The 24,628-nt window shown below is 72.4% G+C and carries 19 protein-coding genes; 15 read left to right on the top strand and 4 right to left on the bottom strand.

The window, feature by feature from the left end; all coding sequences use genetic code 11:
• Positions 1-428 precede the first annotated feature (428 nt).
• The 8 genes from GGQ91_RS22855 to GGQ91_RS22820 all read left to right on the top strand — a co-directional run bounded on the left by GGQ91_RS22855 (position 429) and on the right by GGQ91_RS22820 (position 10,935).
• Entirely contained in the window at positions 429-2,762 is a 2,334-nt protein-coding gene (locus GGQ91_RS22855) for a sensor histidine kinase NtrY-like (protein WP_403091539.1), read from the top strand.
• Complete coding sequence (gene ntrX / locus GGQ91_RS22850) at positions 2,759-4,123, top strand: nitrogen assimilation response regulator NtrX (RefSeq protein ID WP_012318476.1); 1,365 nt, start codon at positions 2,759-2,761, stop codon at positions 4,121-4,123. The genes GGQ91_RS22855 and ntrX overlap by 4 nt, the downstream gene beginning before the upstream one ends.
• Before the next feature lie 200 nt (positions 4,124-4,323).
• The gene (gene hfq / locus GGQ91_RS22845) at positions 4,324-4,575 is read left to right on the top strand and encodes an RNA chaperone Hfq (protein ID WP_007563033.1); all 252 of its coding nucleotides are present in this window, start codon (positions 4,324-4,326) and stop codon (positions 4,573-4,575) included.
• A gap of 279 nt (positions 4,576-4,854) precedes the next feature.
• A complete protein-coding gene (gene hflX / locus GGQ91_RS22840) occupies positions 4,855-6,279 on the top strand; it encodes a GTPase HflX (protein ID WP_043389440.1) in 1,425 nt (474 codons plus the stop codon).
• On the top strand, positions 6,279-7,604 hold the full coding sequence (locus tag GGQ91_RS22835) for an adenylate/guanylate cyclase domain-containing protein (RefSeq protein WP_043389442.1): 1,326 nt from the start codon (positions 6,279-6,281) through the stop codon (positions 7,602-7,604). The genes hflX and GGQ91_RS22835 overlap by 1 nt, the downstream gene beginning before the upstream one ends.
• 177 nt (positions 7,605-7,781) lie before the next feature.
• Positions 7,782-8,708, top strand: coding sequence for a putative selenate ABC transporter substrate-binding protein (locus tag GGQ91_RS22830; protein WP_051976367.1), 927 nt, complete (start codon positions 7,782-7,784; stop codon positions 8,706-8,708).
• Between the two features lie 5 nt (positions 8,709-8,713).
• Positions 8,714-9,394 carry an ATP-binding cassette domain-containing protein gene (locus tag GGQ91_RS22825; protein ID WP_043389445.1) on the top strand — a complete coding sequence of 227 codons (681 nt, stop codon included), beginning with the start codon at positions 8,714-8,716 and terminating at the stop codon, positions 9,392-9,394.
• A complete protein-coding gene (locus tag GGQ91_RS22820; RefSeq protein ID WP_075380017.1) occupies positions 9,394-10,935 on the top strand; it encodes a PhnE/PtxC family ABC transporter permease in 1,542 nt (513 codons plus the stop codon). Before GGQ91_RS22825 ends, GGQ91_RS22820 begins: the two co-directional genes overlap by 1 nt.
• A gap of 117 nt (positions 10,936-11,052) precedes the next feature.
• Here GGQ91_RS22820 and GGQ91_RS22815 read toward each other — a convergent pair whose 3' ends face one another.
• A complete protein-coding gene (locus GGQ91_RS22815) occupies positions 11,053-13,329 on the bottom strand; it encodes a TonB-dependent siderophore receptor (protein WP_182592905.1) in 2,277 nt (758 codons plus the stop codon).
• Between the two features lie 239 nt (positions 13,330-13,568).
• The gene (locus GGQ91_RS22810) at positions 13,569-14,870 is read right to left on the bottom strand and encodes an alpha/beta hydrolase (protein WP_075380018.1); all 1,302 of its coding nucleotides are present in this window, start codon (positions 14,868-14,870) and stop codon (positions 13,569-13,571) included.
• 291 nt (positions 14,871-15,161) lie between these two features.
• Between GGQ91_RS22810 and GGQ91_RS22805 the strand changes: the two genes are divergently transcribed.
• Positions 15,162-15,347: a hypothetical protein gene (locus GGQ91_RS22805; protein ID WP_043354537.1), complete on the top strand. Its 186-nt coding sequence runs from the start codon at positions 15,162-15,164 to the stop codon at positions 15,345-15,347.
• A gap of 56 nt (positions 15,348-15,403) precedes the next feature.
• Here GGQ91_RS22805 and GGQ91_RS22800 read toward each other — a convergent pair whose 3' ends face one another.
• The gene (locus tag GGQ91_RS22800) at positions 15,404-17,041 is read right to left on the bottom strand and encodes an acyl-CoA synthetase (RefSeq protein WP_053609825.1); all 1,638 of its coding nucleotides are present in this window, start codon (positions 17,039-17,041) and stop codon (positions 15,404-15,406) included.
• Between the two features lie 79 nt (positions 17,042-17,120).
• A complete protein-coding gene (locus tag GGQ91_RS22795) occupies positions 17,121-17,735 on the bottom strand; it encodes a PAS domain-containing protein (RefSeq protein WP_051044948.1) in 615 nt (204 codons plus the stop codon).
• A 318-nt stretch (positions 17,736-18,053) separates the two neighbouring features.
• On the opposite strand from GGQ91_RS22795, the gene GGQ91_RS22790 reads away from it, so the two are divergent.
• From GGQ91_RS22790 to GGQ91_RS22765, 6 genes are all read left to right on the top strand, one after another.
• The gene (locus GGQ91_RS22790) at positions 18,054-18,701 is read left to right on the top strand and encodes a ParA family protein (RefSeq protein ID WP_043354541.1); all 648 of its coding nucleotides are present in this window, start codon (positions 18,054-18,056) and stop codon (positions 18,699-18,701) included.
• Positions 18,685-19,023: a ribbon-helix-helix domain-containing protein gene (locus tag GGQ91_RS22785; RefSeq protein ID WP_043354543.1), complete on the top strand. Its 339-nt coding sequence runs from the start codon at positions 18,685-18,687 to the stop codon at positions 19,021-19,023. Before GGQ91_RS22790 ends, GGQ91_RS22785 begins: the two co-directional genes overlap by 17 nt.
• 281 nt (positions 19,024-19,304) lie before the next feature.
• Positions 19,305-20,618: a septal ring lytic transglycosylase RlpA family protein gene (locus GGQ91_RS22780; protein ID WP_182593014.1), complete on the top strand. Its 1,314-nt coding sequence runs from the start codon at positions 19,305-19,307 to the stop codon at positions 20,616-20,618.
• A 161-nt stretch (positions 20,619-20,779) separates the two neighbouring features.
• Positions 20,780-22,024 carry a D-alanyl-D-alanine carboxypeptidase family protein gene (locus tag GGQ91_RS22775; protein ID WP_043354561.1) on the top strand — a complete coding sequence of 415 codons (1,245 nt, stop codon included), beginning with the start codon at positions 20,780-20,782 and terminating at the stop codon, positions 22,022-22,024.
• A gap of 10 nt (positions 22,025-22,034) precedes the next feature.
• Positions 22,035-22,757 (top strand): dTMP kinase, encoded by a 723-nt coding sequence (tmk, locus tag GGQ91_RS22770; RefSeq protein WP_182592904.1) that lies wholly within the window; start codon positions 22,035-22,037, stop codon positions 22,755-22,757.
• Positions 22,758-23,140: 383 nt separating this feature from the next.
• Entirely contained in the window at positions 23,141-24,193 is a 1,053-nt protein-coding gene (locus tag GGQ91_RS22765) for a DNA polymerase III subunit delta' (RefSeq protein ID WP_179698575.1), read from the top strand.
• Positions 24,194-24,628: the final 435 nt, after the last annotated feature.

Genomic DNA, 24,628 nt, shown 5'->3' with positions numbered 1-24,628 from the left:
CCCGGCTCTCCGGGGCGACGCCGAGACCCGCCGCACCCGACTTCTGGCCCCCCGGCACCGCCGGTCCCAGCGCGCCACCCTACACCCCGCAGTCCGCGCGTGGCTGGACCGGCCGCGCGCCGCGCTCCGGAGGACGCGGGCGGCCACCGGGACCGGGGCCCGCGGTCCGGACTGTGGTCGTGGCTGTGGTCGTGGCGGTCGCATGCGACGGATCGCGCCGCCGATCCGCCGCCCGGAAGCCCGGATTCGTATTAATTCCGCCACACTGTTGTGGCCCTGCACCAGTCATGCCGTTCCTGAGACGCCCACGGACAGAGGAAGGCTCCACGCCGGCACCCGAGAGGGCCGGCGACGGGGCTGGCCAAGACGTGGCTCAAGGGGCGGCTGAAGCCGCTGGCCAGCAGGCCGCGGACCAGCGGGACGCGGGTATGCCCGCGGGTTCGGACGCGCCCCCGCCGTCCGGGACGCCCCTGGCGGAATCCCTGCAGCCCGGCCCGCGCGGTCCGGGCTGGATCGGCGCGGCCATGGTGGTCACCGCCCTGGTCTCGGCGCTGGCGACCTTCCTGATCCTGGCCGGGGTGATCCGGGTGACGCCGACGCCGGCCTACGGCGTGACCCTGCTCGCCATCAACGCCGCCCTGGTGCTCGGGCTGGCGGTCATCATCGCCTGGGAGGCGCGGGTCTTCCTGCACGCCCGCAAGGCCAACGCCGCGGTGGCGCGGCTGCACACCCGCATCGTCGGCCTGTTCAGCCTGATCGCGATCCTGCCGACGATCCTGCTCGCCGTGGTGGCGTCCGTGACGATCGACCGGGGCCTGTCGCTGGGCTTCACCGACCGGGTCCGCGACGTGGTGCTGAAATCCGTGGAGGTGGCCGACGCCTACCAGGAGAACCAGTGCCAGAGCCTCGCCCGGGAGATCCGCATCCTCGCCGACGACCTGACCCGGGCCCGGCCGAATTTCGACGTGAACCGGGACTGGTTCCAGACCTTCCTGACCACCCGGGCGACCAATCTCGGCCTGCCGGTGGCGCAGATCATGCGCGGCCCCACCGAGGTGGTGGCCCGGGCCAAGATCGACGTCCTGAAGACGAACCGCCTGCCCTCGGCGGCGGCCTTCGAGGACGCGGCCAACTCGGCCGACCCGATCTGCCTCCTGCCCACCGAGGGCCGGGTCTTCGCCGCGCTGCTGCGCATGCCGGCCTACGACGACGCCGTGCTGATGGTGCAGCGGGAGGTGAGCCAGCTCGCCATCGAGTTCCCCGGCGTGTCCCGGGCGGCGGCGGCCGAGTATCTCACCTACGATTCGCTGCGCCGCTCGATCCAGATCACCTTCGCGTCGGTGTTCCTGCTGATCGCGCTGATCGCGCTGCTCTCGGCCGTCTGGTTCGGGATGAACTTCGCCAACCGGTTCGTGGCGCCGATCCGGCGGCTGATCAACGCCGCCGACCAGGTGGCATCGGGCAACTTCTACGCCCAGGTGCCGACCAAGAAGACCAGCGGCGACCTCGCCCATCTCGGCGAGAGCTTCAACAAGATGACCCAGGAGCTGCGCCGCCAGCATGCGGGCCTGATCGCGGCGAGCGACCTGATCGACACCCGCCGCCGGTTCACCGAGGCCGTGCTGTCGGGGGTCTCGCCCGGGGTGATCGGCCTCGACGCGGCGGGCTTCGTCACCATCGCCAACCCGGCCGCCGAGCGGATGCTCGATCTCGCCAGCGACGCCCTGGTCGGCCAGCCGCTGGCCCGCGCGGTGCCCGAACTCGCCCCCGTGCTCGCCGAGAGCGAGGCGCGCTCGCGCAGCCTGCAGCAGCAGCAGATCCAGCTCACGCGCTCCCGGGGCGAGCGCACCATCACGGTGCGGGTCACGAGCGAGCAGGCGCAGGGCGCGTCCCGGGGCTCGGTGGTGACGCTGGACGACATCACCGACCTCGTCCAGGCGCAGCGCAGCTCCGCCTGGGGCGACGTGGCGCGCCGCATCGCCCACGAGATCAAGAACCCGCTGACCCCGATCCAGCTCTCGGCCGAGCGGATCCGGCGCAAGTACGGGAAGGTCATCACCGCCGACAAGGAGGTGTTCGACCAGTGCACCGCCACGATCGTGCGCCAGGTGGACGAGATCAAGCGCATGGTCGACGAGTTCTCGGCCTTCGCGCGGATGCCCAAGCCCGCCATCGCGCCGAACGACCTCACCGAGATCGCCAAGCAGAACCTGTTCATGATGCGGGTCGCGCATCCGGATATCGACTTCGCCTTCTCGGCCCAGAGCGGCGCCGGGGGATCCGAAAAGATCGTGGCGGCCTTCGACATCAGGCTGCTCAGCCAAGTGATCACCAACATCCTCAAGAACGCCGTCGAGGCCGTGGCCGAGGTGCCGGAGGCCGAGCTCGGCAAGGGCAAGATCGCCTTGAGCCTCGCCGTCGAGGACGGCTTCGCGGTGATCGCCGTCACCGACAACGGCAAGGGATTTCCCGCCGAGGGGCGCCAGCGGCTCCTCGAGCCCTACATGACCACCCGCGAGGGTGGCACCGGGCTGGGGCTTGCCATCGTCAGCAAGGTGCTGGAGGAGCACGGCGGCGGGATCGAGCTGAACGACAATCCCGCCGGCCGCGGCGGCCAGGTGCGGATGCGGGTCCCGCGCGAGCACGGGCCCGAACCGTCCGGCGCGGGTCCCGACACCAAGACCCCCGAGACGAGTCCCGTCACGACAGAGGAGAAGGGCGCCGCACCGACGGCCCCCCGGATCGCGGAGATGCACGCATGAGCGCCGATATCCTGATCGTCGACGACGAGGCCGACATCCGCGACCTCGTGGCCGGGATCCTGGACGACGAGGGCCACCGCTGCCGCACGGCCGGCGGCTCGGACGAGGCGCTGGCCGCCATCGAGGCGCGCCGGCCGCACCTCGTCTTCCTCGACATCTGGCTGCAGGGCTCGCGGCTCGACGGCCTGCAGGTGCTCGACCTGATCAAGGCCGCCAACCCCGACCTGCCGGTGGTGATGATCTCGGGCCACGGCAACATCGAGACCGCGGTCTCGGCCATCAAGGCGGGCGCCTACGACTTCATCGAGAAGCCGTTCAAGGCCGACCGGCTGATCCTCGTGGCCGAGCGGGCGCTGGAAGCCTCCCGGCTCCGGCGCGAGGTCCGCGACCTGACGGCGCGCTCCGGCGCCACCAACCGGATCGTCGGCACGTCGCTGGCCATCAACCAGCTGCGCCAGACCCTCGACCGGGTGGCGCCGACCAACGCCCGGGTGATGATCACCGGGGCCTTGGGCTCCGGCAAGGAACTCGCCGCGCGCAGCCTGCACAAGGCTTCGGCCCGGGCGAACGGCCCCTTCGTGCTGCTCAACGCGGCGGCGATCCTGCCCGAGACCATGGAGGCGGAGCTGTTCGGGGTCGAGGGCGAGAGCGGCCGCCGGGTCGGCGCCCTGGAGGAGGCCCATGGCGGCACCCTCTACCTCGACGAGGTCGCCGACATGCCGCGCGAGACCCAGAACCGGATCCTGCGCGTCCTCGTCGACCAGAACTTCCAGCGGGTCGGCGGCACGACCCGGGTGCATGTCGACGTGCGGATCATCTCGTCCTCCTCCCGGGACCTCCAGGAGGAGATCGCGGCGGGCCGCTTCCGCGAGGACCTGTTCCACCGCCTCTCGGTGGTGCCGATCCGGGTGCCAGCCCTGTCGGAGCGCCGGGAGGACGTGCCCGAGCTGATCCAGTTCTTCATGGACAACATCTCGTCCCAGACCGGCCTGCCCAAGCGTCGGATCGCCGAGGACGCCATGGCGGTGCTGCAGTCGCACAACTGGCCCGGCAACGTCCGCCAGCTCAAGAACAACGTCGAGCGGCTGATGATCCTGACCCAGGCCGACCCGGAGCAGGAGGTCACCTCCGAGATGCTGCCCTCCGAGATCGGCGCCCTGGTGCCGACCACCCCGGGGGGCGCGGGCGGCGAGAAGCTGATGAGCCTCGCGCTCCGGGAGGCCCGGGAGATCTTCGAGCGGGAATACCTCGTGGCGCAGATCGCGCGGTTCTCGGGCAACATCTCGCGCACCGCCGAATTCATCGGCATGGAGCGCTCGGCCCTGCACCGCAAGCTGAAGTCCCTGGGCATCGGCCCGTGAGGCTCCGGAGCCGGGGCGCGCGTTGAGGGCGGGGCCGATCCGTCACGGATCGGCTGGAACGGGGGTTGCTTGCGCCCACGCTTTCACGGCGTCATGGTATTTGTATACATGGGCCCTGGACCGGGTGTTCGGACGATCCGGCCGGCGGCATACGACTCATCCCGGACGGAGCGATCCGGGACAACAAGAAGGCTAAGAAGATGGCGGGCGAACGCGCACAGAACCTTCAGGACACGTTTCTCAACCATGTCCGCAAGAACAAGATCCCCCTGACCATCTTCCTCGTCAACGGCGTCAAGCTGCAGGGCGTCGTGACGTGGTTCGACAATTTCTGCGTGCTGCTGCGCCGGGACGGGCATTCGCAGCTGGTCTACAAGCACGCGATCTCCACGATCATGCCGGGCCATCCGGTGCAGCTGTTCGAGCCGGACGAGACCGCCGAGAAGGCGTGAGGGCTCGTCGCCCCGGGCGCCCGGGGCGAGGCCGGCGGATCGGACCGACCGAGGCCGCTGCCGAAGCTGGGACCGGTCCGGGGCTGTCGCGCGGGGCGAGGGCGGCCTCCGGACCGATGCCGCCGCGCGGCCTGGTTCCCGATGCCGTCGCGGATATCCGCCACCGCCCCGGCCCGGCATATTGACCCGGCATCTTGGCTGAGGTCGCCCGCATCCCCATTCTGTCGGATCCGACCTCTCCAACGAAGCCGCCGGCCTCCCGGCGGTCACAAAGGCTGCATGAGCGAGACGCTGACGTCCGGCGAAGCCCGCCTCCAGGCGCAGGCCGCCCCCGAGGGCGAGATCGCCGCGGCGACCCACACCCTGGTGATCGGCCCCTATCTGGCCCGCGGCGCCTCGGGGGCCGGGCAGGGGGGCGGGCAGGGGGCCGCCGCGCCGTCCCGCTCCGTGGAGGCCCGCCTCGACGAGGCCACCGGCCTCGCCGCGGCCATCGAACTCGACGTGGTCGAGAGCCTCGCCGTCAGCCTGCCGCGGATCCGGCCCTCGACCTATCTCGGCAAGGGCCGGGTCGAGGAGATCGCCGGCCTGATCCGCGCCCGGGAGATCGGCCTCGTGGTGATGGACTGCGCCCTGTCGCCGGTGCAGCAGCGCAACCTGGAGAAGGCCTGGGGCGCCAAGGTCATCGACCGCACCGGGCTGATCCTGGAGATCTTCGGGCGCCGCGCCTCGACGCGCGAGGGAACCCTTCAGGTCGAGCACGCCCACCTCGCCTACCAGAAGTCGCGCCTTGTCCGGTCCTGGACCCACCTGGAGCGCCAGCGCGGCGGCTTCGGCTTCCTGGGCGGCCCCGGCGAGACCCAGATCGAGGCCGACCGGCGCATGATCCAGGAGCGCATGACCCGGATCGAGCGCGACCTCGACGCGGTGGTCCGCACCCGCGGCCTGCATCGACAGAGCCGGGCGCGGGTTCCGTATCCGATCGTGGCGCTCGTGGGCTATACCAACGCCGGAAAATCCAGCCTGTTCAACGCCTTGACCCGAGCCGAGGTCACCGCCAAGGACATGCTGTTCGCCACCCTCGATCCCACCGCCCGGGCGACCAAGCTGCCCCACGGCGAGACCGTGATCCTGTCCGACACGGTGGGCTTCATCTCCGACCTGCCGACGCCCCTGATCGCCGCCTTCCGGGCGACGCTGGAGGACGCCATCGAGGCCGACGTGCTGCTGCACGTGCGCGACGTCAGCCACGTCGATTCCGAGGCCCAGGCCGAGGATGTCGGCGAGGTGCTGCGGGAGCTCGGCATCGAGACCACGGCGGACCGGATCATCGAGGTCTGGAACAAGGCCGATCTCCTCGACGACGACGAGCGCACGCGGCTCCTGAACCTCAGCGGCCAGGCCAAGGCCCGCAACGACCGCGACAGCGCCGCGCCGGTCCTGGTCTCGGCGGTCACCGGGGAGGGGCTCGCCGCCCTGACGGCCCGGATCGAGGCGCGGATCGGGCGCAACCGCGCGAGCTTCGCGGTGGCGCTGCCGCCGGAGGACGGGGCGGCGCTCAACTGGCTGTACGAGAACGCCGAGATCCTCGACCGCCGGTCGGAGGCCGACGGCACCCTGCATCTCGCGGTCCGGATCGCCCCCGAGAAGGAGCCGCGCTTCCTCAACCGCTTCGCGGCGGCCCGGCGCCTCGGCCGGGGCGGTTGATGGCCTCCGGCAGCTTCGGCAATCCACCGCTTCCCGGCCTGCAGACCATGCGGGCGCCGGCGGCGGGCCGGGCGGATCCGGGATCGGACGACGAGGCGGTGCTGCGGGCCATGCAGGCCGGCGGCGGCCTGCGCCTGCTCGGCCTGCGGATCGTGATCGTGCTGGTGCTGCTGATGGCGGCCCAGGCCTATGACGGCTCGCTGCATGCCCTGAGCCACTGGCTCATCCTCGGCTTCTACGGCCTCGGCACGGTCTGGTTCGGTCTCCGGGAGCGGGGCGGCGGCCCCGCGGCCAACGTCTACAGCTGGGCCGGCACCGGGCTCAACGCCGGTCTCGCCGTCTACGTGATCATCGAGCACATGCTGGCCGGCGGCGGGGCCGGTCTCGGCGCCGACGCGGTGAGCCGCCTGCCCGCCTTCCTGCTCCTGCTCCAGACCGGCCTGAGCATGCGGGTGGCGCAGACCCTGCTGTTCTGCGGCGTGGTCACCCTCTGCTGGAGCGCGGCCTTCCTGGTCGGGCTGCTGCATCCGGACCTGTTCCCGAACGCCGAGACGTTTCCGACCGCGCAGCTCACCGGGCTCGCCACCTTCATGGCGGCGGGCCTCCTGGTGGTCGACGGCATGATCCGCCTGCGCGCGGCGGTGGCGCGGGCCCTGCGCATGGAGCACGAGCGGGCCCAGCTCGCCCGCTTCGTGCCCGACACGGTCGCCCTCGATCTCGCCGCCGAGGACGGGGATTCCGGCCTCGGCATCCACCGGCGCCACGCCTGCCTGATGATCCTCGACATCCGCGGCTTCTCGCGGCTCTCCCGCGAGCATCCGCCGGAGGCCATGGTCACGGCCCTGCTGGCGGTCCGGGCGGCCGCCCAGGCGGCGGTGGCGGAGCAGGGCGGCCTCGTCGACAAGTATATCGGCGACGCGGTGCTGGTGCAGTTCGTCGTCGGCCACCCCGACGCCCAGGCCCGGGCGGCGCTTGCCTGCGCCCTGTCGATCCGCGACCGGATCGCCGCCCTCAACGCGTCCCGCGCCCGGGAGGGGCTGTTCCCCCTGCGGGTCGTGGTCGCCCTGCACGCGGGCGACCTCCTGGTCGGGGTCTTCGACGACGGGGTGCGGGCCGAGTACACGGTGCTGGGTCCGGCGATGAACGCCCTGGCGCGGATCGAGACCCGGGCCAAGGCGGCCGAGATCGAGCTCGCCGCCTCGGGGGATTTTCTGGATCTGCTCGGCGGCGTGCTCCCGGCCGGGATCCGGGCCGTGCCGGTGCCGGACGCCGCCCTGCCGGAGCCCCTCACCCTGGCGGCGATCACGGTGGCGCCGGGCGCCTGAGGCGGCCCGGGCAGGACCGGGACTGCGGCACGCCGATCGCATTCGGTCTCGCCCGGCCGCTTCCGACGCCGCAGGGCGCCGGAATCGCGCGGATTGAGGCTGGCGGGCCGGGCGTCTTCTGCTACGTCCGCCGGATTGTCAGCCCACCGTGCGTGGGCACGGTGCCACGAGGAAACGATGCTGGGATCGAAGCGGGGATCGAAGCGGGAATCGGGATGGTTGGGGCGGCTCGCCCTGGGAGCCCTGGCGGCCCTGGCCGGCGCCGGGCCGGTGCGGGCGCAGGAGACGGCAGCCCCGAAGGCGCTCCCGCCCCTCGTGTTCACCGGCATCCCCGATCAGGACGAGAGCCGCCTGGTCGAGCGCTTCGGCAAGGTCGCCGCCTATCTGGAGGCCAAGCTCGGCGTGCCGGTGCGCTACATCCCGGTGAAGAGCTACCCGGCGGCGGTCACCGCCTTCACCAACGGGCAGGTGCAGCTCGCGTGGTTCGGCGGCTTCACGGGCGTCCAGGCGCGCAAGGCCGTGCCGGGCGCCCAGGCGATCGCGCAGGGCGCCGAGGACGCGGCGTTCAAGACCTACCTCATCGCCAACGCCGCCACGGGGCTGAAGCCCGACAAGGCCTTCCCGAAGGACATCGCGGGCAAGACCTTCACGTTCGGCGCCCGCGCCTCGACCTCCGGGCGGCTGATGCCCGAGTATTTCATCCGGCAGGCCTTCCCGGGGCAGAGCCCCGAGCAGGTCTTTGCCCGGGTCGGCTTCTCGGGGGATCACAGCCGCACCATCCAGCTGGTCCAGTCCGGCGCCTTCGCGGTGGGCGCCGTCGACTACTCGGTCTGGGACCTCGACGCGAAGGCCGGCAAGGTCGACCGACAGGCGGTCTCGGTGATCTGGGAGAGCCCGGCCTTCCCCGATTACCAGTGGACCGTGCGGGGCGACGTGGAGCAGACCTACGGCGCCGGCTTCACCGAAAGGCTGCGGGGGGCGCTCGTCGGCATCACCGACCCGGCGATCCTGGAGCCGTTCGGGCGCTCGAAGTTCATCCCCGTGACCAACGCCGCGTACGAGCCCCTCGTCGCGGTCGGACGCTCCACCGGCCTGCTGGACTGACGTCCGTGGCGGGCGGCGCGCAAGCCCGGGCGGCCATCGTCCTCCGGAACGCCTCCGCATCCTATGGCGGGCGTCCGGTGCTTTCGGGCCTCGACCTGACCGTGCGGGCGGGGGAGCGCGTCGCGCTGATGGGCCGCTCCGGGGCGGGCAAGTCGACCCTGATCGGCCTGATCCACGCCCAGGCGCCCGAGCAGGTGGCGCTGGTGCCCCAGGCCGCCGCCCTCGTGCGGCCGCTCTCGGTGTTCCACAATGTCTATATGGGCCGCCTCGACCGGCGCTCGACCCTGCACAACCTGCGCACCCTGGTCCGGCCGGCCCGGGCGGACGTCGCCGCGGTGGAAGCGGTCCTCGACCGGGTCGGGCTCGCGGACCGGCTCTGGGCCCGGGCCGGCGAACTCTCCGGCGGCCAGCAGCAGCGCGTCTCCGTGGCCCGCGCCCTCTACAACGGCCGGCCGATCCTGGTCGGGGACGAGCCGGTCTCGGCGCTCGACCGCCAGCAGGGCGCGCGGATCCTCACCGAGCTGGCCCGCAGCCACGAGACCCTGATCCTGGCGCTCCACGACGTGGCCCTGGCCCTCGCCCAGACCGACCGGATCGTGGTGCTGGAGGCCGGCCGGATCGTCCTCGACGCCCCGTCGGCGGGCCTCGATCCGGCGCGGCTCAGCCCGTTCTACGCGGCCGCCTGATGCGCAGCCCCGCCTTCCTGCCGCGGCCCGGCTACGCGGCGGTGAGCCGCTGGTTCCTGGCCGCGGCGCTCACCGGCCTGCTGGTGGCGGACCTGCAGGTCACGACGCTCCACCCCTTGGCCGACCTCGCCCGCCTTCTCGGCGGCCTGATCCGGCCCGATTTCCCCGCGGTGGAGGGCTGGAGCGTCGTCTACACCGTCGCCTTCGCGATGCTCGGCGTCGGGCTCGGCGCCGGGACGGGGCTGCTGCTGGCGATCCCCTTCGCCCGCTCGCGCACGGTCCGGCTCGCCTGCGCGGGCGTCCGCGCCGTCCACGAGCTGTTCTGGGCCCTGCTGCTGATGCAGGTCTTCGGGCTCTCGGCGACCACCGGCGTGCTCGCCATCGCGCTGCCCTATGCGGGGATCTGCGCCAAGGTCTATGCCGAGCTGATCGAGGAGGCCGACCTCGCGGCCGTCCGGGTCCTGCCCGCGGGCACCGGCGCGGTCTCGGCCTTCCTGTACGCCCGCCTGCCCGAGGTGGCCGGGCGGATGCGCGACTACACCCTCTATCGCCTGGAATGCGGCCTGCGCTCAAGCCTCGTGCTCGGCTTCATCGGCCTGCCGACCATGGGCTTTGCCTTCGAATCCGCCTTCCGCCAGGGCCGCTATGCGGAAGCCGGGGCGCTGCTCCTGATCTTCTACGCGCTGATCGGCACGCGGCGGCTCTGGGTGCGGGCCCGGACGCTGCCTCTCCTCCTCGTCGGATCCGTGCTGGCGCTGCCGCCCACCGTCGGCAGCGCGGCGATCGGCCCGAGCCTCGCGCGCTTCCTCGGCCACGACATCGTGCCGGCGCCGCTCCGGGACGCCGCCCTCGCCGAGCCCGAGACCTGGGTCCGGCTCTGGTCCTGGCTGCGCCCGATCCTCGCCGGGCAGGTCCTGCCCGGCACCGCGCAGACCCTGATCCTGGCGCAGATCGCGCTGGTGGCCACCGCCCTCGGGGCGCTGGTCCTGTTCCCGCTGACCGCGCGGCGCTTCGCCGGCCCGGTCGGGCGGCCCCTCGGGCGGGTGCTGCTGGTGGTGGTGCGCTCCACGCCGGAATACGTGCTCGCCTATCTCGGCCTGCAGCTCCTGGGCCCCTCGATGCTGCCGGCGATCCTGGCGCTTTCGCTGCACAATGCCGGGATCGTCGCCTACCTGATGGGCCGCCACGCCGACGCGATCCCCTACCGGGCCGACGCGCCCCGGGGCCTCGATCTCTACGCCTACGAGACCGTGCCGCGCCTCTACGGCCAGTTCCTGGCCTACCTGCTCTACCGCTGGGAGCTGATCCTGCGGGAGAGCGCGATCTTCGGCATCCTGGGGGTCACGACGCTGGGCTTCTACGTCGACGCGGCGATCTCAGAGCTGCGCCTCGACGTGGCCGTGGTGCTGATCGCCGCCACCGCCCTGGTGACGGTGGCGGTCGACGCCCTCTCCCGGGCCCTGCGCCGGTCCCTGCGGATCGACGCCCTGCCGACCCGGCTCTCCGGGCCGCAGCCGATCACCGGGGCGGAGCCGACCTGAGCGGGATCGGTGACGCCGGCCCGGACGGGGCGCCGGCCGGCGATCCGCGGCGCGAACCGAACCCGGGTCGCCCGGAGCCTGCGCCGGACCGGGACCGTGAAACCCGGGCGCCCCGCCTCACCACTTGTAGCTGATCTTCGCCAGCACCCGCCGGGCATCGCCGTAGAAGCAGGAATTCTGCGCCTGGCAGGAGGAGACGAAGCGCCGGTCGGCGAGGTTCGTGGCGTTCACCTGGAAGCGCCAGTTCTCGTAATCGTAGTGCACCTGCGCGTCGAACAGCACGTAGTCCGGCAGGCGCAGGGTGTTGCCGACGTCGGCGAAGGAGCGGCCGATGTAGCGCACGCCGCCGCCGAAGCCGAAGCCGCGCCAGTCGCCGGTCGGAATCGTGTAGTCGAAGAACAGGTTGGCGAGGTTTTCGGGGGTGTTGACCGGCACGCGCCCGAGTTGGTCGACGGTGCCCCGCACGGTGTTGATCCCGAAGACCGTGAAGGAGCCGACGACGTTGAGGCCGTCGAACAGGTTGGCCACCAGCTGCGCCTCGAAGCCGGTGGAGCGCACCGCGCCGAGCTGGCTCTGGAACAGCGTGTTCGCCGGGTTCGGCGTCAGCACGTTGTTGCGGTGGATGTCGAAGCCCGCGAAGGTCAGGAAGTAGCCCTGGCCCGGCGGCTCGAACTTGACGCCGCCCTCGATCTGGTCGCCCGTCTCCGGCTTGAAGGTCTGGCTGTTGATGTCCGTGCCGATCAGCGGCTGGAACGAGGTCGAGTACATCACGTACGGCGCGAGGCCGAAGTCGAAGTTGTAGATCGCCGCCGCCCGGTAGGTGAAGGCGCTGTCGTTGCGGCCGTTGCTGTTGGCGGGGGTCAGGCGGTCGTAGACCCGGTTGTCGACGAAGTCCTGCCGGCCGCCGAGGATCAGGCTCAGCTCCGGCGTGAGCTTGATCTGGTCCTGGAAGTAGAGCCCGACCTGCTGGAACGAGTCGGCGTTGATCAGGTACGGCGAGGCGGAGACCGTCTGCGGACCGTAGACCGGCGCGAGGATGTTCAGGTTCGGGGCCGGGAAGCCCGAGGCCTGGTTGTCGTGGATCTGGAAGTTCCGGTACTCCACGCCCATCAGGAAGTCGTGCCGGAAGAAGCCGTCGGAGAACTGCGCCTCGGCCTGGGTGTCGACGTCGAGCTGGGCGACCTTGGCGTGGTCCCGGAACAGGTAGCGGGCGAGCTGCGTCTGCTGCGGATCGGCGTAGCCGAGCTGGCCGATATAGGAGTTCTGGTAGCTCTCCGCGAAGGCGTAGCGGGCGTTCTGGCGAACCGTCCAGGTCTCGTCGAAGGCGTGCTCGAACTCGTAGCCGATGAAGGCCTGGTCGCGCCGGAAGGTGTTGAAGCCGGCATCGCCGACGTTGAGCGCGCGCGGGATGCGCAGGCCCAGCGCGGTCGGCTTCACCGTCCCGTAATAGGGCAGGAAGTTCGAGGTCACGGCGGAGTTGTCGCGCTGGAAGCTCGACAGGATCGTGAGCCGGGTCGCGCCGTCCGGCTTATAGGTGAAGGCCGGGGCGATGTAGTAGCTGTCGTCCGGCGCCCCCTGGACCTGGGTGCCGCCGTTGCGGGCGTAGCCGGTCAGGCGGGTGAACCAGTGGCCCTCCCGATCCGCCGGGCCGCCGACGTCGAAGGCGGCGTAGCGCTGGTCGAAGGAGCCGCCGCCGACCTCGATGGAGCCGAACGGCGTCTCGGTCGGGCGCTTGGTGACCTGGTTGATCAGGCCGCCGGGATTGCCGGCGCCGAACAGCACCGCGGCGGGGCCGCGCAGCACCTCGACGCGCTCCAGCCCGTAGGTGTTGACCCGGTAATACGCGAATCCGTAGTTCAGGAGCTGCAGGCCGTCGCGGTAGAGGCCGTAATCGCTCGCCACGAAGCCGCGCAGCTGGAAATAGTCGAGGCGCGAATCCGCGCCGAAGGTGCCCGCATAGGTGCCGGCCACGTACTGGGTCGCCTGCTGCAGGGTCTGGGCGTTCTGCGTGTCGATCTGCTGGCGGCCCACGACGGTGATCGATTGCGGGGTCTCGATCAGCGGGGTGTTGGTCTTGGTGGCGGTGGCCGAGCGCCGGGCCACGTAGCCGTCGATCGGGCCGGTCGGGCTCTCCACGGCGCGCGCGGGCGCCCCGGCGCGGACCGCGGAGGCCGGCCCGCCGCCGCCCTGGCTCTCCACGCTGAGTTCCTCGAGCTGCACGCTGCTGCCGGCCGGCGCCGCGGCGGCACCGCGGCGCGGCGCGGCGTCCTGCGCGCGGGCCGGGCCCGTCGCGGCCTGCGCCAGGACGGCCAGGGAGGCGCCGGCGAGGAGGGTGCGCAGGGTGACGCGCCGGACGATGCCCGTGGCGCCGGGGAGGGGGTGGGCGGCTCTCATGATCTCTTGCCGGATGCGACGCTGCGGGCAGCCGGCCGCGTTCGCCGGATTCGCCCCCGACGTGTCGGCCGCGCTGTTTAGAATCGTGATAAACTACTGTAATACTTGATCTTTCCAGCCCCGGACTACGGGCAGCCGGGCGCGGCCGCAAGCAGCCTTCGCGCGGAAGACGAGGGCTGTTGCCATTTCAACACGTATCGGTGGTGCAGCGACCGGGCCCGCGGCCCGGCGGCCCGGGGCTACTTCACGCGGCCCGCGATCCAGCCGGCCAGGACGTCCGCCACGGCGTCGCTGTTCGTCTCCAGCATCATCATGTGGCCGTTGCCGTGGAGGCCCTGATCGGCCAGCCGGACCACGTCGGGCTTGGCGCCGGCCTGGGTCAGGAAGGCGATGGTGCACTCGTCGTAGGTGGCGTGGAACGAGGCCTCCGCGGTCACCACCACGGTCGGCACCTTCGCGAGGTTCGGCAGGGCCCGGACGGGCTCGCCCTGCAGCCAGCAGCGGATCCGCCCGTCGCCCCCCTTCGGATCGCCCCCCTTGGCGTCGGACCCTTTGGCCTGCTGCGCCACGATCAGGTCCTCGGGGGCCTTGACCGGGGGATCGAAGGTCAGCGGCATGCGGGTCAGGCCGTAGGCCCGGGCGCGCCCGTCCCCGGTCTTCTCCCAGAACTCCTTGCCGCCGCGGAACTGCACGTCGAAGAAGGGCGGGCCGTTCGGCTCGACGGCGACATGCGCCTTGACGAGGTCCGGCCGCGCATCCGAGGCGGCCCAGCCGAACAGGGCCGCCTGGCCGTGGGTGATCAGGATCGCCGGACCGATCTTCTCCAGCAGGGCCAGCAGGGCGGGATCGACCAGCTCCTCGGTCTGCTGGCTGTTGGCGAGGAAGGGGACTTGGCTGGCGAAGAACTGATCGAAGGCGGCGTTGCCCGGCACGCCCGCCCCGCCCGGCCAGCGGGTGTGGAGCTTGGCCTGCGGGTACAGGTCGTAGACCTCCGGGGCCGTGTGGGTGCGCTCCAGGCTCCGGGTGCCGAGCCGGTCGTAGGGGCCGTAGACCTCCGGGTTGGTGCCCGAGCGCCCGCGCCCGACCTGGTCGACCACGTAGACCGGGTAGCCCTTCTCGACGAAGCGCTGCACCCAGCCCGGGCGGCCATCCGCGGTGGCGAGGTAGTTCACGCCGGTCTGGGCGAGGCCGTGGACCATCACCACCGGGTAGGCTTGCGTGATCCGGGCCGGGCTGCGCGACTGCACGAACATCTGGCCGACCATCACGGTCTTGTCGCCGAGCTTCTGGTAGCGGCCGCCGATGTAGAAATAGCCGGCGCGCGTCACCGGCTCGGACGGTCCCGCCGGGGCGGAGGCGGGCGCCACGCTCTGGGGGGCAGCGGCCTGCGCCGGCGGCTGGGCCGGGACAGGGCCCTGGGCCCGGGCCGGCCCCGCCGCCAGTCCCGCCGCCAACCCGGCGGCCAGCCCGGCAGACAGGCTCAGCCCCTGAACGGCGAGCAGCGCCGCGCGGGCGCCGTTCGCGATGCCGTTGCCGGCCATGCCGTCTCTCCCGGATGCGCGCCACTCCGCGCGGGCGCTTATTGCGGGAAACGCAACGTTCGGCCAGCCGGGAAAGCTGCACCATCCCGCCCGCGATGTCCGCGGCGGGGTCGGGCGAAGCGTCACGGCAACCGGATCGCGGCCGAGCCCGGCCCCCGGCGCATGCCAGGCGCGCCCGCGGCGGTGCTGGCGCGGCGCGGGCGGCACGCCCACCTTGGGATCGCATCGGCGCCGCTACGCGCGCCCCTCGCCCGGATCACCCGCGGCGGGGCAAAGCCAAGGACTCCAGCCGTGGATCCCGCAACCGCCAAGACCCTGGTTTCCGCCGCCCTGGTCGCCGCCATCAGCCTGTTCAGCTTGGTGTCGCTCCAGGCCTTCGTCGCTCAGATCCTCGCGGACCTCCGCGACGCCGGGTCCGCCCCCAGGGCGGTGCCGGTCCCGGTCCGCGTCGACCGCCGGATTCCGCCGCAGGCCTGATCGGTCCGAGCGGGCGGCGTCAGCCCCGTCCGCCGGGATCTTCCGACGGATGCCGGTCAGGTCCCCTCCTGCCGGGCCCGCTCGCGCAGGATGAACTTCTGCACCTTGCCGGTGGAGGTCTTGGGCAACTCGCCGAACACCACGTGGCGGGGGAGCTTGTAGGAGGCCAGCCGCCCCCGGCACCACTGGATCAGCTCGTCGGCACTGGGGGATGCGCCGGGCTTCAGCTCCACGAAGGCGCAGGGGGTCTCGCCCCATTTCGCATCGGGCTTGGCCACCACCGCCGCGGCGGCCACCGCCGGGTGCTTGAACAGGGCGTCCTCCACCTCGATCGACGAGATGTTCTCGCCCCCCGAGATGATGATGTCCTTCGAGCGGTCCTTGAGCTGCACGTAGCCGTCCGGGTGCTTCACCCCGAGGTCGCCGGTGCGGAACCAGCCGCCCTTGAAGGCGGCCTGCGTGGCGGCGGGATTCTTGAGGTAGCCGCGCATCACCACGTTGCCGCGCATCATCACCTCGCCGATCGTGGCCCCGTCGGCGGGCACCGGCTCCATCGTCTCAGGGTCGCGGACGTCGAGGGCCTCGAGCACCGGATAGCGGACGCCCTGGCGCGCCTTCTTGGCCGCCCGCTGGTCGGCCGCGAGGGCGTCCCAGTCGCCGTGCCAGGCATTCACAACCGCCGGCCCGTAGCTCTCGGTCAGGCCGTACAGGTGGGTCACGTCGAACCCGGCCTCCGACATGCCGGCGAGCACCGCCTCCGGCGGCGGCGCGGCGGCGGTGAAGAACGCGACGCGCTTGTGCAGGTCGCGGCGCTCGGCATCGGAGGCGTTGATCAGCATCTGCATCACGATCGGCGCCCCGCAGAGATGCGTGACCCCGTGCTCGTCCATCAGCCGGTACATGGCCTCCGCCCGGACCTGGCGCAGGCAGACATGGGTGCCGGCCACCACCGACAGGGTCCAGGGGAAGCACCAGCCGTTGCAGTGGAACATCGGCAGGGTCCAGAGATAGACCGGGTGCTGGCCGAGCCCGCCCGTGATGACGTTGCCGAGCGCCAGCAGCGCCGCCCCCCGGTGGTGGTAGACCACGCCCTTCGGGTCGCCCGTGGTGCCCGACGTGTAGTTCAGGGCGATCGCGTCCCACTCGTCGTCCGGGAGACGCCAGTCGTGCTCCGGGTTGCCGCCGGCCAGAAACGATTCGTAGTCGGTCTCGCCGAGGCGGGCGCCGGGGCCGTCGTATTCGGGATCGTCCACGTCGATCACGAACGGCTTGGTCTCCAGCCCCTCCAGCGCCGCGGCGGCCGTGCGGGAAAATTCGCGGTCGGTGATCAGCACCGCGGCCTCGCCGTGTTCCAGGCAGAAGCGGATCGCGCCGGCGTCGAGGCGGGTATTGAGGGTGTTGAGCACCGCCCCGGTCATCGGCACGCCGTAGTGGCACTCGATCATCTCGGGGGTGTTGGCCAGCAGCGCCGCCACGGTGTCGCCCCGGCCGATCCCGCGCGCCGCCAGCGCCGAGGCGAGGCGGCGCGCCCGGGCGTAGAGGTCCCGGTAGGAGCGCCGCAGGGGGCCGTGGACCACCGCCACGTGCTCGGGAAACACCCGCGCGGCCCGGTCCAGGTAGAGCAGGGGGGTCAGCGGCTGGTGGTTGGCCGGGACGCGGTCGAGGTCGCGGTCGTAAATCGTGTCGCGGGCCATCCCCGTCCTCCCGGCAAAATGTTGCCGGGACCGTAGCTTGCCGGGACGGGCGCGATCAATCGGGCGGGCGCGGGCATCCTCAGTGGCGGGGCTCGTCCTCGGGCTCGGGCAGGAAGCGGGCGAGTTCGAAGCCGATCTCGATCATCAGGTGCTCGATCCGGTCGGTGAGGGTCGGCCGGTGCAGGGCGCGGGCGAGGTCGCGCAGGGCGATGATGTGCTCGGCCATCCGGTTCACCACCCGCTCGCTCTGCACGAGATTGGCGGCCTGCTCCTCGGTGCGGTCGATGGCGATGCCGCGCCCCCGGGTCGCCCCGCCGGCGGGGTCCCGCTCGATCCGGCCGCGCATCAGCAGCGTGCGGATCCCGGTGCGCGTGTCGCGGGTGCGGAACTCCGCCTCGACCGGACCGCCGGTCTCGGCCATCGCGTGCAGGTAGCTCTCGATCCGGATGCGGTCCTCGGGATGGGTGTGATCGAGGAACACCTCGAGGGACACCCCGCCGGCGGCGGCCTCGGGGTCGAGGCCGAGCAGATCCGCGAAGGTGGCCGAGAGCGCCAGCTGCCCCGCCCAGTAATCGTGGGCCCAGGTGCCCACGACGCCGGAGGCTTCCAGAACGGCTTGCGGGATCGGGGCTTCGGCCGCGCCAGTCCGCGCCGGGGCGACACCCGCTTTTAAACTTGAGGTTTTCACCCCCATCGGACTCCTCGTCTCACCCGCGCTCACGCTACGGTATCCGAGCGCCGCTGGAAAGGCTGTTAACTCTCTATATGCTAAGAATCTTAACCTGAAGTTTAGATGGATAGCCTGTGGCCGCATTGGGCCTGGATCTTCGGAACGACGCGCCGTCTTAACGGGTCGTTAACCATGTCGGCCGCAACCTGCCTTGGGACATCCTTGGGTCACAGGATCGCGGCACGCCGCAAATTCCATACCTGAGGTTGATCCAGACGGCGCAGCGACCGGCGGTCGCGGGCGCCCGAACGGATGCACGGGGCCTTCTGGAGGACGCCCAGGATGAAAGCGATCACCTTCGTCACGCAGAAGGGCGGCAGCGGCAAGAGCACGCTGTGCATCTCCCTGGCGGTGGCCGCCCGGGAAGCCGGCCACACGGTCTGCATCCTGGAGATGGACCGGCAGGCCACGATCTCCGACTGGCTCGACCACCGCACCGCCGACGGCCCCGAGGTGGCGCAGATCGACGCCACCCAGATCGACGCCGTGATGGAGCGCCTGCGCGAATCCGCCTACGATTACGTGTTCATCGACACGCCGGGGGTCGATTCCACCGGCACGCTGTCGGCGATCCGCGCGGCGGACCTGTGCATCATCCCGTGCCGGCCGACCCCCGCGGACCTGCGGGCGTTCAAGCCGACCTTGGCCGCCGTCTACCGGCTGGAGAAGAAGTTCGCCTTCGTGCTGAACCAGACCCCGCCGCGCTCCTACCGGGTCCGCGACGCCGCGGACGGGCTGGCGGTGCTCGGCATCCTGCCCGACGTGAACATCGTCGCCCGCACCGACCACCAGGACGCGATCGGCCTCGGGCAGGGCGTCACCGAATTCAACCCGAAGGGCCAGGCCGCCGGGGAGGTCCGCCGCCTCTGGTCTTGGATCGAGCGCCGCACGCAGCCCCTGAGGACGGGTCAGCATGTCCAAGCCGCCTAAGCTCAGCCTCGCGGCGATCGTGGCCTCGGCGAGCCCGCAGGTGAAGCCCCTCGCCCGATCCGCGCCGGCGGTCCGGCCGCAGGGCGCCGAGATCGTGTCGTTGACCCTCGCGCCTCCGGTGCCGAAGCCCGCGGCCACGCTCAAGCAGCGGGCCCGCCAGATGTCGGTCTATCTGGAGCCGCCGGTCTACGACCAGCTGCGCGACCTCGCCTACGCCGAGAGGACCAAGATGCACGCCCTGATTCTGGAGGGCCTCGACCTGCTGTTCAAGCAGCGCGGCGCCCAGTCGATCGCGCAGCTGACCGACGCGCAGTCCCGCTGAGGGCAGGCGGCTCCGCCTCCCTCCCCCGCGGCGGGGAGGGAGATGCCCTCCGGGAGCGCCTTTCCCCTTCTCGAACAGCCATTTATGCGTCGATCCTGAGATCACGCACGAACCGCCCGGCACCGTCGGGCGCAGCGCCTGAACCCCGACCTCCGGCAACGTTCAGGCTTCCTTTACGCGATCCCTACAATTCTGGGTGGACCCGGCCGCGGGCCTCTTGGCGCGTCCGGGTCCGGTCCGGTTCGGGCCCCGGCCACGCGTAGAGTTTGGTGACCCCCACGATGGTGCGCACGACGCTTCCCCGGCCGGCGCGCCTCGCCCTGCGGCTCATGGCCGTCTCGGGCGTGGCCCTGGCCACCGCCAACTGCGCCACCTCGCCCCAGCAGAAGCTCGCCGCCGGGAACGGTATCGACCCGAAATACGGGGTCAAGGCGAGCCCGCGCCTCTACAACGAGGGCGACGTGATCCCGAAGGGCGGCGGCCGCCGCTACACCGGCAAGCCCTACGTGGTCGCCGGCCAGACCTACGTGCCGAAGGAGAATCCGAACGGCTACGTGCGCGAGGGGCTCGCCTCCTGGTACGGCTCGGCCTTCCACGGCCGCATGACCGCCAACGGCGAGGTGTTCGACCGCCACTCGATCGCCGCCGCCCACCCCACCCTGCCGCTGCCGAGCTACGCCCGGGTGACGAACCTCGACAACGGCTACTCGATGGTGGTGCGCGTCAACGACCGCGGCCCCTACCATGCCGGGCGCGTCATGGACGTGTCGGAGGAGGCGGCCGACGCCCTGGGCTTCCACCGCAAGGGCACCGCGCATGTGCGCGTCGAATATGTCGGCAAGGCCTCGGTGGCCGGCAGCGACGACCGCAAGCTGCTCGCCAGCCTGCGCACCGACGGCCGGCCGGCCGGCCGCTCGACCGTGATGATGGCCGATCTCGGCCCGACCGAGGACACGGAGCGCTACACGCGCTCCGCCCCGGCGCCGCTGGCCTTCCGTCCCGCCCAGGATTCCGCGTCGGAGCCCGCCGAGACCCCGGCCGCGCGGCCCGAGAGGACGGCGCCGGTGCGCGCGCCAATCATGCTGGCCTCCGCCGCCGTGACGGTCCCGGCGGCCGTGCAGCCCACCGCCCCGCGGGTGCGGGAGTTCCGGCCCGCCCCCGTCCAGACCGCCGCCGCCAAGGGTGGCGGCGTCGGGGCCGGCAACCTGAAGGTCGCGGGTCTCAACCCGGCCCTCGCCCAGGGAGCGCCCCAGGCGCCTGGGCATGCCGCTGCCGGGAAAATCGCCTCGAAACCCGGCTCGGCCGCCCGTCCGGCGCTCGCCGAGGTCCACGGCCGGGGGGCTCCGGCGCCCGGCCCGACGAAGCTCGCCAAGGGCCCCTCCGCGCCGCCCTCCGCGCCGCTGCCGGCCTCGGCCAAGCTCGCCATGGCACGCCTCGCCGCCGTGCCGGCCAAGCCCGCGGCGGCCGCGCCGTCCAAGGCGGCGCCCGGCAAGTCCGCAGCGCCTGCCAAGTCCGCGGCGCCCGGCAAGGCGTCACCGAGCAGGATCGCCGCCCCTGCCGGCGCCCATCACGCCCGCCTGGCCGGGATCTACTGACGCCGCCCGCGGCGGCGGCCATCGGGGCCTCGGCCGGATCCCGGCCGCCGATGCGGCATTTCGCGTTCGATCCGGCGCCGAAACCGTAATATGGTCACGCTTGTTATTGGGATACGGCCGGGATGCTTCCGGGCCGGCGGCAGGCGTGGGACGGAACGGTGATGCGCAGACCCCTTCTCACCCTCCTCGCGGCCGCCTGCGCCCTGGGCGCCGGCCTCGCCGCCGCCGCCGCACAGAGCTTCCAGACCGCGGCCCCGCACGCGATCCTGATCGACGCCGATTCCGGCTCGGTCCTGTTCGAGAAGGCCGCCGACGAGCGGTTCTCGCCGGCCAGCATGGCCAAGCTGATGACCACCGACATCGTGTTCGAGGCGCTGAAATCCGGCCGCCTCTCCATGGACACGGAGTTCACCGTCACCGAGGACGCGTGGAAGCGCGGCGGCGCCGGCGGGGGCGGCTCGTCGATGTTCGCGCAGGTCAACAGCCGCATCAAGATGGCGGACCTGCTGCGCGGCCTGATCGTGCAGTCGGGCAACGACGCGGCGATCACCATCGCGGAGAACATGGCCGGGTCCGAGGAGGCCTTCGCGGGGCTGATGAACCAGCGCGCCAAGGAGATCGGGCTGACGAACTCGACCTTCCGCAACGCCACCGGCTACGCGGCGCCCGACCAGAAGGTCACGGCCCGGGACATGGCCAAGCTCGCGCTGCACATCATCGACACCTACCCGGATTACTACAAGATCTTCTCCGAGAAGGAGTTCACCTGGAACAAGATCCGCCAGCAGAACCGCAACCCGCTGCTCGCCCTCGACATCGGCGCGGACGGGCTCAAGACCGGCTACCTGGAGGAATCGGGCTACGCGCTCACGGGCTCGGCGGTGCAGAACGGCCAGCGGCTCGTTCTGGTGGTCTCGGGGCTGAAGAGCGCCCGGGACCGCGCCTCCGAGTCGCGCAAGCTGATGGAATGGGGCTTCCGCGCCTTCGAGCCCCGGCAGGTCTTCACGCCGGGCGAGACCGTGGCCGAGGCCTCCGTGTATGGCGGCCAGTCGGGCTCGGTGCCGCTGGTGGCGAAGAAGCCCGTGCGGGTCCTGCTGCCGCGCGGCTCCAGCGACCGGGTCAGCGCCAAGGTGATCTATACCGGGCCCCTCGTCGCCCCCGTGGAGGAGGGCCGGCGGGTCGGCGTCCTGCGCATCCAGCGCGGCGATACGGTCGCCCTCGACCAGCCCCTCTACGCCGGCGCCTCGGTGGAGCCCGGCACGCTGTCGCAGCGGGCGATGGATGCGGCGCTGGAATTCGGCACCGGCCTCGTCCGCAAGGCCCTCGACCGGGCCGGCAAGGGCGGCGACAAGGGTGGCGACAAGGGGACGGACAAGGGTGCTGCCGGGGCGGCCAACCCCTCGTGACGGCGCGCGCGTGACCGTGCTGCGGCTCCGGGATCCCGCGGAGGCGGGCGGCGCCTTCCTCACCTTCGAGGGGGGGGAGGGGGCCGGCAAGTCGACCCAGATCGCCCGCCTCGCCGCGACCCTGCGCGCGCAATCGGGCCGGGCCGTCTGCGTGACGCGCGAGCCCGGCGGCTCGCCGCGGGCGGAGGAGATCCGCACGGCCCTGCTCGACGGCGTCGCCAAGCCCTACGGCCCCTTCGCGGAAGCCCTGCTGTTCAGCGCCGCCCGGATCGACCACCTCGACCGCCTGATCCGTCCGGCCCTGCGCCGGGGCGAGATCGTGCTGTGCGACCGCTTCATCGACTCGACCCGGGCCTATCAGGGCGCCGCAGGCGGCCTCGATCCCGGGATCGTGGACGCCCTGGAGCGGGTCGTCGTCGGCCCGACCCGGCCCGACCTCACCCTGATCCTCGACCTTGCCCCCGAGGCGGGCCTCGCCCGCGCGGCCGGGCGCGGCGCCGGGACGGGGCAGGGGGCCGACCGGTTCGAGGCCGAGGCCCTCGACTTCCACATCCGGCTGCGGGAGGCCTTCCTGGCGATCGCCCGGGCCGAGCCGGAGCGCTGCGCGGTGATCGACGCGTCCCGCGATCCGGACACGGTCGAGGCGGCGATCCGGGCCGTCGTCGCGTCCCGGCTGCCCGAGCTTCTGCCCGACCGGCCGAAGGGGACGGGCAGAAGCGGCGATGCGGTGTGAGCGGCGGCGCTCCGCGGCCGGTTTGCGGCGTGCCCCGTTCGGGCTATCGTCCGGATGGAAACCGCCGCTCCCTGGCGCTGCCCCGTCAAGGTCGAGCCGGCGCACGATCACGGGGCGCAGGGCGCGTCGGCGGTGGAACCTCCGCTCGCCCTGTTCCGCGCGCGAGAATGGCGGAGAGGCCCATTCTCGGCACGCAGGCTCGGCACGCCAGGCCGCGCGCGACCGGCGCGGGGTGGGTCGGTGAGGCCCGGGCGAGGCCGGTGCGACCGGCCCAGGGGCGTTCCCAGGGGCGCTCTCGGGGGCGCTCTCGGGGGCGCTGGGCACCGCCCGTGGGCTTCCGGAAGCGCAGCGGTGCCGGAACCGCCAGAGGAGCGAAGGCTCGCATGAAACCCGTGGACCGCGCCGCCGACGACGTCGAGCCCGGAGACCTGTCGGGCATCCCGCGCCCGCGCGAGACCCTCGGGCTCGTCGGCCACGGGGCGGCGGCCGACGCCTTCGCGGCCGCGATCGCGGCGGGCCGCCTGCACCATGCCTGGCTGATCGGCGGCGCCCCCGGCATCGGCAAGGCGACGCTGGCCTACCGGGTCGCGCGCCGCCTGCTCGCCCATCCCGCGGGCGGCGGGCCGGCGGGCCTCGACGTGCCGGCGGACGATGCCGTCATCGGCAAGGTGGCGGGCCTGTCGCACCCGAATCTGGTGGTCCTGCGCCGCCACCGGACCGCCGGCACCAAGACGCTGCCGACCAAGATCTCGGTCGACATGGTGCGCCGGGCCCTCGACCTCTTCGCCTCGACGGCCACGGATTCCGGCTGGCGGGTCTGCATCCTCGACAGCGCCGAGGATCTCAACGCCAACGCCGCCAACGCCCTGCTCAAGGTCCTGGAGGAGCCCCCGCCCCGGGCGCTGTTCCTGATCCTGTCCCACCAGCCCGGCCGGCTGCTCCCGACCATCCGCTCCCGTTGCCGGGTCCTGATGCTGCGCCCGCTGTCCCCCGAGGCGGTCGCCCAAGTGGTGCGCGGCCTGCCCGAGCCCTTCCCGCAACCTGACGAGACCGCCCTGGCCCGGGCGCTGGCCCAGTGCGAGGGCTCGGTCGCCCGGGCGCTGGCGATGCTCGATCCGGTCACCGCCGGCCTCGTGGCCGAGATCGAGACCCTGCTGGCGCGGGCGCGCACGCCCGATTGGGGCCGGGTGCTCAAGCTGGCCGAGACCCTGGCGGGCCGCGACGCGGAGGCGCGGTTCGAGGCCGCCCAGGACGCGGTGCTGCGCTTCGTCTCGGCTGAGATCGACCGGCGCCGGGACGAGCCCCCCGCCCGCCTCGCCGCCCTGGTGGAGGTCGCCGACCGGTTCGGCCGCGCCGCCCGGGAGGCGGCGATCTACAACCTCGACCGGCGCCCGGTGATGCTGTCCCTGTTCGGCGACCTCGCCGAGGTGGCGTAGGGCCGGACGCGGCGGTGCCGCGGGCGATGGGCGCCGTGAGAGGCCGCTGCGTGAGGCCGCCGCATCCCGTCGTCCCGGGGCCGCCCGACGGGGCCTGGGATCCAGACACGCCGAGGCGGCACGGCCTCGCACGGACGGTGTTCCCGGGTCGCCCGGCTCCGGCGTCCCCCTCCGGGTCCGGGTTCGTCTGCGGCGCCCCGGGGTCACCGCGCGGATCGATGGGCGCAGGGCATCACCGCCCGGACGCGCCGCCCGCGCCTTGACAATGTTCCTATTTTGTGCTTCCTGACCGCACCTGTCCGCGGCGGCCCGGGAGCGATCCCGGGGCGTCCTTCGGGGACCCGCCCGGTGGCTGACCGGGCGGGTCCGGGGGCGGGGCGGCGCCCGCGTCGGTGGCTTTCAGCCGCCATCGCCCCGGGCGGCGGACCGGTGCGG

Origin of the sequence: Methylobacterium fujisawaense (assembly GCF_014138435.1) — a bacterium.
GTDB classification, from domain to species: Bacteria; Pseudomonadota; Alphaproteobacteria; order Rhizobiales; family Beijerinckiaceae; genus Methylobacterium; species Methylobacterium fujisawaense.
This window is presented reverse-complemented; position numbering and strand designations above follow the sequence as displayed.